The organism is Accumulibacter sp. (assembly GCF_029255285.1).
Classification (GTDB): domain Bacteria; phylum Pseudomonadota; class Gammaproteobacteria; order Burkholderiales; family Rhodocyclaceae; genus Accumulibacter.
Map to the genome: position 1 here is coordinate 125,240 of NZ_JAPUVI010000105.1, position 14,096 is coordinate 139,335.

Sequence of the window (14,096 nt, forward strand, 5' to 3'; positions counted from 1 at the left end):
TTTTTCGTGCAAGCCTCCCGACCTCGCCCAGCCCACGACTGTCACGTCCGCGCGCCTGGCGGATGGCCTGGCCGGGCGGCCAGGTCGGTTCGTGACTTAGCCTGAACTTACCAGGCCTCCAAGGTAACGCCTAGCTTCAAGGTGACCCGGCCCAGTGGCGCGACCTGGGTCAAACATTCGAGCGGCGTCTTCACGTCCCGAAGCTTGTGAGCGCTTGACGGTCTTGCCTGGGTTGTCGGTGATGAAGGTCGCGAACAGGCACGGGCAACAGGAAGGCTTCGCTGACTCCTTACGCGCACCGACCTGCGACTGGCTCACGGCATCGACGCATCGATGCGCTTTCGACCCTTTGACAATCCAGGCCAACGACCTCCCAAGCTACACCTTGAAGCGGCGGACCTGATCGGTAAGCGCGGCGGCGAGCTGGTTGAGCCGTTGCACCGATTCCTTTGCTTCGGCAAGTGCGGCACAGCTTTCGTCGCTCATGCGGGCAATATTATCGACGTGCTGGGCAATTTCGCCACCGGCCGAACGCTGTTCGTTAACCGCTTCCGTGATTCCGGAGACGCCGCTCGATGCGGTGCTCACGGTCTGGCTCGCCTGATCCAGCCGCGTCGTCACTTGCTTGAGATTCTCCAATCCGGTTTGCAAAGCCGTCTGGCCCTTCCGGACTTCACCATCGACGGCTTCCGACTGCAGGCCCAGATGGGCAGTGACCTTGTCGATTTCTTGTGCCGACCGGGTCGACTTTTCCGCCAGCTTACGGACTTCGTCAGCGACAACGGCAAACCCCCGCCCGCTCTCCCCCGCTCGAGCCGCCTCGATGGCCGCGTTCAAGGCCAGGAGGTTGGTCTGGTCGGCAATTTCCTTGACCTCGTGCGTAAGCGCCGTGATCGAGGCGACACTTTCGACAAAGCCGTGCACCGTTTGAGTGATCCGCTGCACCGCCGTGCCCACTTCGTGGAGTTCGCTGACCACGGCATTGAGTTCGCTGTTGCCACGCGTGGTCTGTTCGAGGCTGCGTTGTGCCTGGTCGCGAACCGCGGCCGCGCCGTCGGATACCGAGGCAATGCTCACCGCCATTTGTTCAACGGCCGCCGCCGTGCTGGACGCCGCCTCGTTCTGAGCGTTGATGCTCCGGTTCACGGTTTCGGTAACTCCCGCCAGTTGTCGAGCCGCCGACGATACCTCGCTCGCCGTTTCCGCCGTTCGTTTCACCATTCCCTGCAAAGTGTCGAGGAAAGTGTTGAAAGTGGTGCCGACACGGCCGACTTCGTCCTTTCCGGCAACTGAAATCCGCGCCGTAAGGTCGCCGTTGCCGGACGCCAGTTCGGCCAGCGAGCTCGTCAGCCGGGCCAGCGGCCGCGTCACGAGGTTCCGGATAACGAAGAACAGCGCGATGTTGAGCCCGATCAATACGCCCACGGCGCCGACGCTGACCCAAAAAAGCAAGGTGCGGGAAAGACCCATGAATTCCTCGGTGTACGAGCCAGCCGCGACGACCCAGTGCCACGGAGCGTAGGACTCGTACGCGGCGATCTTCTCTCGGGGCGCAGATTCGTTCGCCTCCTTGTTGAGCCACTGGTACCGCAACACGCCGTTCTTGTTTTGGAGCATGTCGCGAAAAATCGCCTGGCCATCGGCGGACCGGGTGTCGAAGACGTTCTTCTTCTCGAGAGTCGGATGGATGACGAAGCTGCCCAGGTTGTTTCCGGGCTGGCTATCGACGACGTAGACGTACCCGGTACTGCCGATCTTGACCTTCTTGAGTCGTTCCTTGAGAGCGGCATAACCGTCGTTGAAATCGACCGCGATGGCCAGACAACCGATGACTTCGCCGGAAACGCTTTTGACAGGCCAATAGTTCGCCATCCATTCCTTTCCGAAAAGCGTCGCCCGTCCGGTCCAGTCCTGCCCAGCCAGCAACCTGCCGGTTGCCGGGTGGCTGGCGGCCAGCGCGCTGCCGACGGCGCGTTCGCCCTGCTCGTTCTTTATCGACGTAGCAACGCGAATGAATTCGCCGCCCTTGAGAACAAAGACCGACGACACCGCTCCGGTCTTGCCCAGCAAGCGGTCCGACGGCGCGTGATCGCCGTTCACGACCCGTTCGCCGATGCGCAGGAGCGGCGCGGACTTGGCACCATCGGCCGCTCCTCCGTCTGTGGCCAGAGCAAACTGTCCGTCATACTCGGCGGCGAACACCCGGCCGATCCTGCGGGCACCTTCTTCAACGCTTTCATTGAAAGCGGCGATTCCGTCGTTGATCAGCCGGACCTCGCGCTGGAGGTGCTCAATTTCTGAGGCTTCCAACCCGGCCTTCAGGGCGTGCGCAAACAGACCCACTGCCAGGACAATGGCCGTGGCCAGAATCGCGGCCGCGATGGCCGGCAGTTTCTTGGCAAGATCGACATCATTAATCCGCATTTCCACCCTCCTAGACTATTGGCGCAACGAAACGGCGGCGCCTTGGGAAGTGCCCAACAGGCGTTCGAAAACTCCACGATCACCTGCTTTTCAACGTAGGGCATGGCTCGTCTAGCCATGGTTACCAGCGACAGGGCAAGCAGCTTGACTTCATGGCCATGAGGGCAAGCGGAGGCAGGCCACGGCTCGCTATCCGGAATCGGCCGGGCCATACTATCACGCGCTCTCGACGCCCAGTGGAACGGAGACGCTCATTGGAGAAAGCGTGTCTCTGCGACCCGCAACGGTCATCGAGAAATCTGGGTCGCGCCGCAAATCGTTTTCCTGAACCTGCTCGACGACTTATCGCCGCGTCCGGGCAAGTCGCTTTCGGCGCGGCATCGCCAGGTTCCGCTGCTCATCGCCCAGGATTCAACGAACCGCAGGCGAGACAGAACAGCGCGCGTAATCGCGCTCGGTTCCGGCCTGGAACGTACGCCAAGTTCCAGGCTCTCTCACACCGCTTCCCTAGCTTTCGGTCAGGGCACCGGAACGACGCGGTAGTACACGCCATTCGCTCCATACGCCGGCATGAACCAGGTGTTGCCAAGCAGGTAATACGTCGTACCGTATTTCTGGACGAGCGTCGCGCCAGGCGGCAACGCGGCGTAGCTGTTCCCGATCACGTAGGCGGGCGTTGGCGCGACATAGGAAGCGGCCGTGTTCGCGCTGCCGGCGGCGTAGCCCGACGAGTAGGCGCTGCTGGTTGCCGCAGTGGCGTTCGCCGAGGCGACAGCGGCACCGGTAGCGGCGCCGACGACCGCACCGGCCGCCGCCGCGCAGCCGTAGCATCCCGAAGCCGGATAGTAAGGGACAGCAGCCGGCGGATGGTAAGGATAGTAAGGTGCCGGTGCAGGCGGAACCGGTGGACGATAGGCCGTCGCGCCGGCAGGCGTCGTGTGGTCGGCACCTTCGCCGTAGCGTGCCGCGGTCGTGCCGCCGTACACGTTGGTATGCTCGGCGCCTTCCCCGTAACGCCCGGCGGTACTGCCGCCATACATGTTCGTGTGTTCGCTGCCGCCGCCAAAGGCGTGCTCCGAACTGCCGCCCCAGGCGTTGGTATGCTCGGTGCCCAGGCCGGCAACGTGCTCGGTGCTGCCTCCAAAGCGGTTGGCGCTACCCCAGGCGGCTGCCTCGCCGGCGGCCAGCAAGCCACCGAGCAACCCGGCCAAAACAAGAGAGAACGTTTTCATACCTGTCTCCTCAACGTGACTTCCCCGCTGGTGGCGGCTGCAGGCCGGCAGCCGGTTTCACCGGATGGTCGAAAGGAATGGCCAGAGCTCCCGCCGGGCTGGCCGCGGTGAAAGCCCCCGCCGGAATGACCGGGTCGATCTGCCACTGGGTCATATCCAGCTGGTGACGCAGGCGTAGCGGATCACGGCGGTAAACCGCGCGCAGCCGACGCGGCAGCTTGTCGTCCACACCGATCCACACTTGCACGAAAACCTCGTTATTGGCGAACGCGACCATCTCGGTGCGAATTCCAGAGACGACCTTCGATTGCCCGATATAGAAGGCGCTGATCAGCCCGTCGGCGATGTTCTTGTACGGATCAGCAAGCAACACGTCGGCAAAGGGAAAATAGATCGCGGCGCGGCTGAACGCCTCCTTGAGCGCCTCGTCGATGGTGGCTGGCGCGTCGGCAAGGGCCAGCATGTTCTCAGCCGGCGCATAAGCGGTCATCGTCTTGCCGTCGTAGGTGAACTCCGACGCCGGACCATCACCGGGAGTGACGACGCGCAGCTTGTCCGGGCGCTGCATCAACACCTCTGATAGCGTCGTGAACGCCAGTGCCGGGCCAAGCCGACTCGGGTGTTCGTAGGTTACGAGCGCAGTAAACGCCAGCCCGCGCGCTGCCGCCAATCGCTCACTCATCGTCTTCAGCAACTCGATGGCGCGCGGTTCCAAAATCGGTTTGAACGGCGCGGCAGCCTTCGCGGCCGGCGCGGTCTTGGCTGGTTTGGCCGCCTGCGACGACTGCGCGGCAGCGCCTGCCGCCATGACGATCCCTAGCACGAGCAGCGCGGCGCGCCCGACGCGATGGCGAAATGGACTCATCGATTTCCTCCAGAAAATGACAAACGCTCAGACGGCGCGCGGATGGTCATGGAATCATTCCGCACTCGAACATCTTGTTGACGATGGGTGCCGCGACCCGGTTGATGAACTCGGTACGCATTGCCGGATCGTCACGCAGCTTCTGGAGGATCTCCTGTTCGCGTGCAGGCGTCGGCTGCGATTTCTGCTCCCAGAGTTGCTGGCAGCTCGACTGTTCGTACTTCTGAACGACCCTGTCAGCGATCATGTCGAGCACCGGGTATTGCTGCGCCCACGAGTAGCCAGCGGCCGCCGCCGCCGCGACGAGAAGGATGTAATGCGCATTCCTCATCTTGCTGTTTCTCCCTTCCTAGAATAGAAAGCTCGCGCCCAGCGCCAAGCCGGTGAAGCGCGCGTCGACACTGTCATTGTGGCGGCCACTGGAGTCGTACGACAGGTTGCGTAGCGAAAGCGTCACGTTCCCCCAGTCGAAGCGATAGCCGGCGGCGATCAGAGCCTGCCAGGTCGTGTTGCCGGAACCGCTGCCGACGTCGAAGTAATACGGCATGAACCAGCGCCCATCGCCACTGAGCGGGATCTGGCCCTTGATACCGATGATGGCGTCCCACTTGCTGAATTCCCCTGACGCGCCACCCTGAACGCCAGGCAAGACGCCGCGTGTTCCGGCGACACGCCAATCCAGGTCGGCGTCCATTCCCAGATAGCGCGTGCCGGCGAAGACGTCGAGGTGTTTCGCACCCTCGCGCCAGACCGTATAGCTACCAGCCAGTGTCCACACGTTGCCGGTGATGTCGATCTCGCTACCCCTTTCGGCGAAACCGACGACCCTTCCTGCCGGGCCATTAACCGCCCTGATCGCCGTGTCCTGGTCCTTGAAGCGCAGATAGATGTAGTCGGTGAACACCGACCAATTACCCTTGCGGGCCTCACCGCTGATCATCGCGGCAAACGACAGATTCTTGAGATACGTACTGGGGTTGGAATGCATCGCGGTATCGATCGAAGCAATGCCGACCGGGCCCTTGAGCGAAGTATCGACGTAGATCGTTGGCAACCACAGATACGGGGTGACGCTGAAACGCCACTGCCCGTCGAACATTCGCTCCTGCGCCAGTACGGGCATCGCTGCCAGAATTGTCAGCCAAGCGGCGGAAACTGCCCGCCATGCACCCTTTCGAGGCATCGTCAACCCTCCTTTCTCGCCAAATCCGTATTGCCGCCGTTGCCCTCGCCGCCGCCTGTCTGGCCAGCGAGGGCGAAACAGTGGCGACTATTTCGAACGCAAGACGATGTCGATTCGCCGGTTCTTCGCGCGTCCCTGCGCGGTGTCATTCGGCGCCACGGGCTGATACTGACCGTAACCTGCGGCCACCAGATTTCCGGGATCGACTCCCTGAGATTGCAGGTAGCGAACGACCTCTACCGCCCGCGCCGCGGAGAGATCCCAGTTGGTCGGGTAGCGATGACGCAGCGCCGGTCCGATCGGTTCGCTGTCGGTGTAACCCTGAACACTTATCCAATGACCGCCCAGGGTAGCCAGCGTCGGAACAGCCTTGCCGATGGTCGAATGGCCGTTGGCGTGCAGCTCGGCGCTTCCCGGGGCAAACAGGACTTCATCGACGAAAGTCACTACCAGCCGATCGTTGAGCCGCTTGATCTGTACCTGGTCGGCGGTGACCTCGGCCTGCAACTGCCGGCTCAGCGTCAGGTACTGCTGTTCGAGAGCGACTGCCTCTTGCGTTTGCTGGACCTGCTTGTCGTAGGTCTGCTGCGAAACGCAGGCGGTCAACGCGAAAGCGCCGATCGGTATGGCCAGTATCCAGTGCTTGATCATGTTCACGAACTCCTGAAAGAAAGGTTTACCACCACATCAAATCAGCAAATTAGAGGCTCGAATCAGGCGACTTCCTGGGATCAGGATCGCTGTCGATGGCGCGCCGAGCATTCGGTTTGAGCGCCGGGCGAGAGCATCGACGTGCCACCGGGGCGGCGTCTAAGCCCGGCCGCTCTTGCGCTTCCACAGGCGGCTGAAATCGAAATCGAAGGCGCATTTGGACAGTTCGAAACAGTGGGTTTCGTCGTGGAAGTCGCCTATCTTGCGATACTCCCCCTCGACGAGCCGCCATACTTTGGCCTTGTTCGCTTCCGGGTAGACCAGCACGTAGTGGGACACGCCTTCCGTGCGGTACAGATCGAATTTGACCACTTCATCCCGGCGGGCGGTCTTGGGCGAGATGACTTCAAAAATCAGATCAGGAGCGCGGGTCAACCGTTCGCTTTCAGGCTGGTAGCAGATCACCAGCACGTCGGGTCGGACGACGGTGTCCTGCGCAAATTCCACGTCTATTTCAAACACCGCCTGGCAGTGCGGGCAATCGTCGAGCGATTCGTCAAGTTGCCGAAATACGGCGGCGCTTGCCTGCTGATGATCGAAGCTTGGCGAAGGGGCCATTGCAACCGGCTGGCCGTGGATCAACTCCCAATCGCCTTCCCAATGCAGGTAATCCTGCACCGTGTAGGCTTCGACTACTGGCGGCATGGACATGGTCGTCATGTTTCCTTCTGAAAGCGGACAGGAAATCCAACGGAGCCTCGGAAGTGTACGAAGCCGGATACCTGGCCGTCAAGCTTGGGATGCGTATTCGGGATCCGCCTCAACCAGCTGATCCTCCTGACCGGCAGCTCGTTGCATCGCGCTCGAAGCGCGAATACGACTCCGACTCCAGCGGGAACTATTGCCAAAGCCCTTACCAACATGAAAGAATTTCCCCGGTCGTGCTCGCACCCAGTGCGAGCAACTAACCAACAACGTACCACTCGTTGCCCCGACATTTCCCATCAGGAGATCAAACGATGACGTCTCGAATCCGATTTGCCGCAGCCGGGATCGCTGCGCTCACCGTCGCGCTGCTCGGCGCGTGCAGCAAGGAAGCGGAGACCCAGGTCGACCGGGTAGCCATGGAAGCCAAGGCGAAGGCGAAGGCGGTTGAAGCGGCGGCGAAAGCGGCAGCACAGGAGGCCGAAGCGCGAGCCATCGCCATCGAAAGCTACGTCTATGCCTATCCGCTCGTCACCATGGAGATGACGCGCCGGGTGATGACCAACGTCGCCGCGCCGGAAGACAACCGCGCACCGATGGGGCAATTCCTTCGCAAGCGCAGCTATCCGGATGCCTCTTACCGGGATGTCACCGCACCGAATGCCGACACGCTTTACACGACGACCTGGATCGACGTCTCCAAGGAACCTTGGATCCTGAGCATCCCGGACATGAAAGGGCGTTATTTCCTCTTCCCGATGCTGGACGGCTGGACCAACGTGTTCCAGGTTCCCGGCAAGCGGACGACCGGCACGAAGGCGCAAACCTACGCCATCACCGGACCGGGCTGGACCGGCGAACTGCCCGCCGACGTCACGGAATACAAGGCGCCGACGGGCATCGTATGGATTCTCGGGCGCATCTACAGCAGCGGCACCCCGGCGGACTACAAGGCAGTGCACGCCTTGCAGGACAAGATCTCGGTCGTGCCGCTGTCGGCTTACGGCAAACCCTACACGCCGCCACCCGCGACGGTCGACCCGGCGCAGGACATGAAGACGGCCGTGCGGGAACAAGTCGACGCGCTCGACGCCGCCGCCTACTTCAAGCTCTTCGCCGAACTGCTGAAGACCAATCCGCCAGCGGCCGAAGATGCGCCTATGGTCGCCAAACTGGCCAAGATCGGCGTCGTCCCCGGACAGGATTTCGACGCGGCGAAGCTCGATCCCGCCGTGGCCAAGGGCCTTGCCGGCGCTCCCAAGCCGGCCCAGGACCTGATCATGGACTGGATGAAGGCCGGCATCGTCGCCGGCGACTTCAAGCTTGAAGACGGCTGGGCGTTCTCCACGAAGGTCGGCCAGTACGGTACCAATTACGTGCAGCGCGCGCTCGTCACGGCCATCGGTCTCGGCGCCAACCGGCCGCAGGATGCGGTCTACCCGACGTCCACCGGTCCGGACGTCGCCGCGAAATACACCGGCGAGAAAAAGTACGTCATGCGCTTCGAGAAAGGCCACCTCCCTCCCGTCGATGGCTTCTGGTCGCTGACGATGTACGACGCCGATTACTTCTTCGTCGACAATCCGCTGAATCGTTACACCTTGAGCCAGCGCAACAAGCTGAAATCGAACAAGGATGGATCGGTCGATCTCTACATCCAGAACGAATCGCCGGGCAAGGACAAGGAATCGAACTGGTTGCCGGCACCCAAGGGAGAGTTCATCCTGATGATGCGCCTGTACTGGCCGAAGGAAACGGCGCCGTCGCTCCTGGACGGCAGCTGGAAGATTCCGCCAGTCAAAGAGGCCAGCTGAAGGCTTCCTTGAAAACATCGGAAAAGGCCAATCTTCCGGCATTTCCGGTGCCGCCCGCAACGCTGGCGGCCGTACCGGCTCTGGCCGAGCTGAGCGCCGAACAACCGGCCAAGCTCGCCCAGAACCCGGTCGGCTGGCTGATCGGCGCGCCGCTGCAGAGCCACATCCGCCTCGATTTCGCGCCACGCCAAACACATGGGCGGTCGGACGGCTGCCGCCGCCGCCAGGGGAGCATGGCGAGGACGGCGGGGCTTTCACGGTGGCGCCGTCGATCAGTCCTCGGTCCGACAGGCTCCTAGGGCAACAGGGGTAGGCCCAGCTCGCGCAGAAACGCATTGTGCTTCGCGGTCGCCTCGCGGATCTCGGCCTCAATCCTGACCAGCTCGGCGTGTGTAGCCGCCAGGTCGACCTCCACTTCCTCTGGCGCGGTGCTGACGTAGCGCGAGATGTTCAGGTTGTAGGCGTTGTCTGCTATCTCGTTCATCGTCACGCGGCGGGCGTAGCGCTCCTGCCCGTCCCGGAACTGGTAGGTCCGCACGATGCGCGCGATGTGCTCTTCGCTCAACTGGTTCTGACGCTTGCCTTTGACGAAGTGCTCGGCGGCATTGATGAAGAGCACATCGTCCGGCTTCTTGCACTTCTTCAGCACCAGGAGGCAGACCGGAATACCCGTCGAGTAGAAGAGATTGGCCGGCAGCCCGATGACCGTGTCGATGTGCCCATCGTTCAGCAGCTTGCGACGGATGCGCTCCTCCACGCCGCCGCGAAACAGCACGCCGTGCGGCAGGATGATGGCCATCACGCCGTCGTCCTTCAGGTAATGCAGCCCGTGCAGCAGGAAGGCGAAGTCCGCCGCGCTCCTCGGCGCGACGCCGTGGTTCTTGAAGCGCGCGTCCTCGCTGATCGCCTCACTCGGCTCCCAGCGGTAGCTGAACGGCGGATTGGCCACCACCGCGTCGAAGCGGGGTGTCTTTGCCGGATTGGTCTCGCGCAGAAAGTCCCAATCGTTGGTCAGCGTGTCGCCGTGGTAGATCTCGAACTCGGTGTCCTTCATCCCGTGCAGCAGCATGTTCATGCGCGCCAGGTTGTAGGTGGTAATGTTCTTCTCCATGCCGAAGATTTTTCCGACCGTGCCGCCAGCCGCCCTCAGGCGCTGCCGCACGTTCAGCAGCAAGGAACCTGAGCCGCAAGCGAAGTCGAATACGCTCGCCAGCTTTTTGCGCGGGCCGCTCTCGGGCGCCTGGCTGTCGAGCGTGACGATCGCCGAGAGAATGCTGGAGATCTGCTGCGGCGTGTAGAACTCGCCCGCCTTCTTGCCCGAGCCCGCCGCGAACTGCCCGATCAGGTACTCGTAGGCGTCGCCCAGCGTGTCGGTGTCGGTGGAAAACAGCGACATGCCGCGCGCGATCTCCGAAATGATCGAGCACAGCTTGGCGTTGCGCTCCTCGTACTTGCGGCCGAGCTTGTCGGACGCCAGGTTGATCTCCGAGAACAGGCCCTGGAAGTGGCTCTGGAAGGAGTCTTCCTCGATGTGCTTGAAACCCTTTTGCAGCGTATCGAGCAGTTGCCCGCTTTGTGTCCTGGCCAGACGGACGATGCTGCCCCAAAGATAGTCGGGCTTGATCACGTAGTGCACCTTGCGGCGCATCTGCTTCTCGAACTCGGCGACGTCGGCGGTGTTCCGCTCGTACCAGAGCGCCAGCGGCGGCTTGGCGTCGCCGCTCGCCGCGACGGTGTCGCTCGTCGGATAGTCCGCCCCCAGCTCCCGCTTGGCCGCCTGCTCGTAGTGGTCCGACAGGTAGCGCAGGAACAGGAACGACAGCATGTAATCGCGGAAATCATCGGCGTTCATCGCCCCGCGCAACTGGTCGGCAATGTTCCAGAGGATCTTGCCGAGTTGTTTCTGGTCTTGTTCGGTCATGGCTTGAGGCGTTTCTTGAGTGTGTTTTCCAGCGCCTTCAGTTCGGCATCGTCTTGCTCGTCAGCCTGCCGGGCTTCCTGCTTCTTGCGGCGCTGGTCGTAGTCAAGGTACAGCGCGCTCGTAGTGCGCTCCATGTGTTCGTGGCTGACTGTGCCCGCATGCGTGAGCACCGGGAAGCCATTGCTCCTGATGATCTGATCCACGTTCTGGCGCCAGAAGCTCATGCGGATTTCCTCGCGGCGCTTGGTGCGCAGTTCCGCCGTTTCCAGAAAGACGACCACCAGACGGTTCAGGGTGTCGATCTCGTCTTCGGTCAGGTAGTTCTTGGCGATCACGATGTCCTGCTTGCGGACCTTGGCGCCTTGCCAATGCAACAGGCCGAAGTTGGCGTCGTTCCGGTTGGCGCGAGCGATGATCAGTTCTGCCGCCGTCTTTTGCGTCACGGCGTAGAGAAGCAGGTTCTGCACCGTGGCAAAAAAGGTCTGCGTGGTCTTGTCGCTCTTGTCGTAGTCGCTGGAGAGGGCAAACAAGTCGCGCACCTTTTGGTAGAAGCGCTTTTCCGAGGCGCGGATATCCCGGATGCGCGCCAGCATCTCGTCGAAGTAATCCGGGCGGCCGTCAGGGTTTTTCAGGCGCTCGTCGTCCAACACGAAGCCCTTGAGCAAGTACTCCTTGAGCACCGTGGAGGCCCAGCGGCGGAACTGCACCCCGCGCGGCGAACGCACCCGGTAGCCCACGGCCAGGATGGCTTCCAGGTTGTAGAGCTGTATCCGGTAGCGCTTGCCATCGGCGGCAGTTGTCAAGGAGTCCTTGACAACTGAAACCTCGCTCAACTCCCCGTCCTCAAAGAGGTTCCGCAGATGCAGCGAGATATTTTGCTTGGTGGCATCGAACAGGTCGGCAATTTCAAGCTGAGTCAGCCAAACCGTCTGCTGCTCGGCCCGCAGCTTGATCTGGCTGCGCCCGTCTTCAGTCGTGTAGAGGATCAATTCGGTCATACGGCCGGTGCCTCGTTGTTCGGGTCGTCGAATAGCATCGGATTGAACGGAAACTGCTTGCGAAAATCGCTCAGTACCTTCCTGAAGATGGCCTTGTTCTCGTCCATCATGTCCGCCGGCTCGTACAGCGAATAGTTGCCGTGGCTCATGATGTTGACCACGCGGGTGTACAGGGTCTTGTCCGGGTCATCCTCATCAGGCTGTATGCAGTCGGCGAAATTTCCGTAGCCGTGGAAACTGGCGGTCTTCTCCATGACGGCACGCATCATGTTGAAGTGATACGTGCGCAGTTCGCCCGAGGTCGCCGCTTCGCACAGCTCGCGCAGCGCGGCGACATGGTGGAAGAACGGCGTGTTGCCAGTGTCGCGCAGCAGATAGGTCTCGCCAGTCCCCTTGCTCAGAAAATGGCGGTGCGCCTTCCTGCCGAACTCATTGCCCAGCACGTTGAAGAACAAGGTGTGGTGCGAGGAGACCACCGTCTTGGGCGGGTTCTTGGCTTTCAGCAGCAACTGCGCCAGATGGTTGGCCACGACGATCGCGTTGTGCTCGTCCAGCGAAGAAATCGGATCGTCGATGTAGACGTACTTTACCCACTTGTAGGCTTCGGCGCCGTCGAGTACCAACTGCACGATGGCGAGGAAGAAACACCAGATGAAAATGTTCTCCTCGCCGCGCGAGACCTTGATGCCTTCGACCATCGTCCTCGCGCTGGCGGTAGCCACGTCGCGCGAAAAGCTCACTTTCCACTGGGTAGTGTCGATGCGGAAATCGAAGTCGGCGTAGCGGCTGAGCAGCGGGCGGATGCGGTTGTCCATCTCCAGTTCGCCCAGGCCCGCGAAGAAGCGCGAATCCCTGTTGATCTTCAGCACCCGCTCGCGATCGTTCTCCAGGTCGTTGTCCCAGGTGAACAGGTCTTCGGTGAAGGCGTTGAAGTACAGCGTGTCGCGCGAATCGCCGTCTTTGCCCAGGTCTTTGAACGCCACGGATAGCCGCGTCTTGCCGGTGCCGTTGTGGGCGTAGAGTAGGGCGAACTTCCTTTTCTCTAGCTCGGTGCGGACGTGTTGCGCGAGTCCGGGCAGATCGGCGAAGGGCGTGACAGCCATGCGCTAGACCTCCTCCGGCTGCGGGAATAGCTGTTGCATGAGGCCCTTCTTGTGGGCCTTCAATGTTGCGAGCTTCTTGAATTCAGCGCCGATCCAACTACTCAAACACGATAGCAACTCTGCTACTCGCTTCTGCTCGTCCTTCTCAGGAACGATAAAGCGGTACTTCAGGAGTTGGCTTCCATTGATCGAGTTGATAGTTGCACCGAGATCGACTGCAACCTGCTTCTGAAATGACGCCAACTGCAAGAGGTGAAATGCAAAATGCGGGGCGCTCGCACGAAACACCGTCATGAACGCCCCATGTGTGCAGGGAGGCATCCCTTCTGGAATCAAGGCGCTCTTGCCAATCAACGCCTTTGATCCGTTCCGAACGCATATCAGGATGTCGTTCGGCCTAGCGAGGTTCGCACCCTTGATACTTGGAGTGACGTACACGTTATCGTCGATTGCGATCTCGCCGTTCTGGACGTTCGAAGAGCGCAGAACCAACAATCCACTATCACGCACGTCGTTTGGGCTGTACGTGAGTCCCGAGACAAGCTCGCCAAGTGAATTCAATCTCGTCTCACGCCACGCTGGCCCATCGCGGAACTCGGGGAAGCGGAGACGGGGGACGGTTTCGCCTTCGCGGGGGAAAAGCTGCTGCATCAGACCCTGCTTGTAAGTCTTCAAAGCCGCCACTTTCCGCCCCTGAGCGGCAATCACCTCGTCCAGCGACCTCAGGCAGTCGGCGATCTTTTGTTGCTCAGGTCGTCCTGGAATCGCGGTTTGGAGAGAATGCACCACGTTTCTACTTAGGCCCGGCACCGCACCCGGATCACGCCGCTGATCCAGTTTGGCAAGCTGAAGTAGTCGATACAGAAATTGCATCAACGTGCTTGATGGCTGCCTATTCTCGACATAATAGGTGGTGTCGATCGGAAAACACTCTTTGTCGACCCAATTAACTTCGCCGACAGATCCCTTTCGTCCGACAACAATCGCGGGGCCTTTGACTAGGGCTTCATCGTGGTATCCCACGATACCATTCGATCCCATTACTGGGATTGAATCGGGACGCCTGCAGTGTTCCGGCAATGACTCTCCGTACTCCAGATTCATCAGGCGTCCCATCGGAGTAACCTCCCATGCCATTGCCTCCCGAAACTCCGGAAACCGCAGCCTCGGCACCACCGTTGTCTTGCTCTGCTTTGCCAC

13 protein-coding genes are annotated in these 14,096 nt (G+C 61.3%); 2 read left to right on the forward strand and 11 right to left on the reverse strand.

Features of this window, described 5'->3' with window-relative positions; translation table 11 throughout:
• Positions 1–378 precede the first annotated feature (378 nt).
• From Q1M07_RS15835 to Q1M07_RS15865, 7 genes are all read right to left on the reverse strand, one after another.
• Positions 379–2,424: a methyl-accepting chemotaxis protein gene (locus tag Q1M07_RS15835; RefSeq protein ID WP_300455140.1), complete on the reverse strand. Its 2,046-nt coding sequence runs from the start codon at positions 2,422–2,424 to the stop codon at positions 379–381.
• Positions 2,425–2,942: 518 nt separating this feature from the next.
• Positions 2,943–3,656, reverse strand: a complete 714-nt coding sequence (locus Q1M07_RS15840) for a hypothetical protein (protein ID WP_300455143.1) — start codon at positions 3,654–3,656, stop codon at positions 2,943–2,945.
• A gap of 10 nt (positions 3,657–3,666) precedes the next feature.
• Positions 3,667–4,521, reverse strand: a complete 855-nt coding sequence (locus Q1M07_RS15845; RefSeq protein ID WP_300455145.1) for a DUF2092 domain-containing protein — start codon at positions 4,519–4,521, stop codon at positions 3,667–3,669.
• A 46-nt stretch (positions 4,522–4,567) separates the two neighbouring features.
• On the reverse strand, positions 4,568–4,852 hold the full coding sequence (locus Q1M07_RS15850) for a hypothetical protein (protein WP_300455148.1): 285 nt from the start codon (positions 4,850–4,852) through the stop codon (positions 4,568–4,570).
• 18 nt (positions 4,853–4,870) lie between these two features.
• On the reverse strand, positions 4,871–5,704 hold the full coding sequence (locus tag Q1M07_RS15855) for a hypothetical protein (RefSeq protein WP_300455150.1): 834 nt from the start codon (positions 5,702–5,704) through the stop codon (positions 4,871–4,873).
• 87 nt (positions 5,705–5,791) lie between these two features.
• Positions 5,792–6,355: a flagellar motor protein MotB gene (locus tag Q1M07_RS15860; RefSeq protein ID WP_300455153.1), complete on the reverse strand. Its 564-nt coding sequence runs from the start codon at positions 6,353–6,355 to the stop codon at positions 5,792–5,794.
• Between the two features lie 159 nt (positions 6,356–6,514).
• On the reverse strand, positions 6,515–7,075 hold the full coding sequence (locus Q1M07_RS15865) for a Uma2 family endonuclease (protein ID WP_300455157.1): 561 nt from the start codon (positions 7,073–7,075) through the stop codon (positions 6,515–6,517).
• A gap of 299 nt (positions 7,076–7,374) precedes the next feature.
• Between Q1M07_RS15865 and Q1M07_RS15870 the strand changes: the two genes are divergently transcribed.
• Together Q1M07_RS15870 and Q1M07_RS15875 are read left to right on the forward strand one after the other, a co-directional pair.
• The gene (locus Q1M07_RS15870) at positions 7,375–8,874 is read left to right on the forward strand and encodes a DUF1254 domain-containing protein (RefSeq protein ID WP_300455160.1); all 1,500 of its coding nucleotides are present in this window, start codon (positions 7,375–7,377) and stop codon (positions 8,872–8,874) included.
• Between the two features lie 8 nt (positions 8,875–8,882).
• Complete coding sequence (locus tag Q1M07_RS15875; protein WP_300455163.1) at positions 8,883–9,173, forward strand: hypothetical protein; 291 nt, start codon at positions 8,883–8,885, stop codon at positions 9,171–9,173.
• Here Q1M07_RS15875 and Q1M07_RS15880 read toward each other — a convergent pair.
• Genes Q1M07_RS15880 through Q1M07_RS15895 form a run of 4 tightly spaced genes read right to left on the reverse strand, consistent with a single transcriptional unit; the run spans position 9,170 to position 14,096 of the window.
• Complete coding sequence (locus Q1M07_RS15880; RefSeq protein ID WP_300455166.1) at positions 9,170–10,795, reverse strand: type I restriction-modification system subunit M; 1,626 nt, start codon at positions 10,793–10,795, stop codon at positions 9,170–9,172. The genes Q1M07_RS15875 and Q1M07_RS15880 overlap by 4 nt on opposite strands.
• Positions 10,792–11,793, reverse strand: a complete 1,002-nt coding sequence (locus tag Q1M07_RS15885; RefSeq protein WP_300455169.1) for a virulence RhuM family protein — start codon at positions 11,791–11,793, stop codon at positions 10,792–10,794. The genes Q1M07_RS15880 and Q1M07_RS15885 overlap by 4 nt, the downstream gene beginning before the upstream one ends.
• Positions 11,790–12,896 carry an AAA family ATPase gene (locus tag Q1M07_RS15890; RefSeq protein ID WP_300455172.1) on the reverse strand — a complete coding sequence of 369 codons (1,107 nt, stop codon included), beginning with the start codon at positions 12,894–12,896 and terminating at the stop codon, positions 11,790–11,792. Before Q1M07_RS15890 ends, Q1M07_RS15885 begins: the two co-directional genes overlap by 4 nt.
• A gap of 3 nt (positions 12,897–12,899) precedes the next feature.
• Positions 12,900–14,096 (reverse strand): restriction endonuclease subunit S, encoded by a 1,197-nt coding sequence (locus tag Q1M07_RS15895; RefSeq protein WP_300455175.1) that lies wholly within the window; start codon positions 14,094–14,096, stop codon positions 12,900–12,902.